General features: G+C 39.8%; 3 protein-coding genes. All 3 read left to right on the top strand.

All coding sequences use genetic code 11. The features are described 5' to 3' along the window. Window positions 1-138: 138 nt before the first annotated feature. Complete coding sequence (locus A5N85_RS17405) at window positions 139-318, top strand: IS630 transposase-related protein (RefSeq protein ID WP_249023998.1); 180 nt, start codon at window positions 139-141, stop codon at window positions 316-318. Next, the gene (locus tag A5N85_RS13540; protein WP_143143331.1) at window positions 261-644 is read left to right on the top strand and encodes a transposase; all 384 of its coding nucleotides are present in this window, start codon (window positions 261-263) and stop codon (window positions 642-644) included. The genes A5N85_RS17405 and A5N85_RS13540 overlap by 58 nt, the downstream gene beginning before the upstream one ends. Next, on the top strand, window positions 601-704 hold a 104-nt coding region (locus A5N85_RS17985), incomplete at its 3' end, for a transposase (protein WP_428843260.1). The genes A5N85_RS13540 and A5N85_RS17985, both read left to right, overlap by 44 nt.

Raw genomic sequence — 704 nt, 5'->3', positions numbered from 1 at the left:
CGATATTGCTAATGGAGAAACTTGGCGCGCTGTTGCAAAGCGCTACAAGATCAGCAAATTCACCGTCTATAGCTGGATTAAAATCCCCATCCTAAAGGCTTTACTGAGCGTAAGCCCTCAAAGATTGATGATGAAGCCTTGCTTAAGGATATTGAGCAGTATCCTGATGATTACCAATGGGAAAGCGCTAGACGTTTTAATTGCTCGCAATCAGCGATTTGTTATGCTTTAAAGCGACTAAAGATAACGCATAAAAAAAGATTAACCAACATCCAAAAGCCGACACAGAGAAAAGAGAGCACTTTCAAGAACAAATAGTAGATAAGACCGCTCAAGACAAACCGATAGTCTATCTTGATGAATGTGGTTTTAAAGCCTTTGCTCATAGAGCTTATGGCTACAGCACAAAAGGACAAATTTGTCATGGAAGTGATAACTGGCATTTAAAGAACCAGAGCAATGCGATTGGAGCCATTATCAATGGAGAATTGTTTGCCTTACGCTTATATGATGGTTCTATTAACAGCGATATTTTCTCTCATTGGGTGAGAGAAGCACTGTTACCTGAGTTACCTAAAAACAGTGTAATTGTCATGGACAATGCCGCTTTTCATAAACGCAGTGTATATTCAAGCAATCATTGAAGAGCATGGGCATGAGATAGTTTGGTTACCCCCTTATAGTCCAGACTTAAACTCCATTGA

Origin of the sequence: Suttonella ornithocola (genome assembly GCF_001889065.1) — a bacterium.
Classification (GTDB): Bacteria; Pseudomonadota; Gammaproteobacteria; order Cardiobacteriales; family Cardiobacteriaceae; genus Suttonella_A; species Suttonella_A ornithocola.
This window is presented reverse-complemented; position numbering and strand designations above follow the sequence as displayed.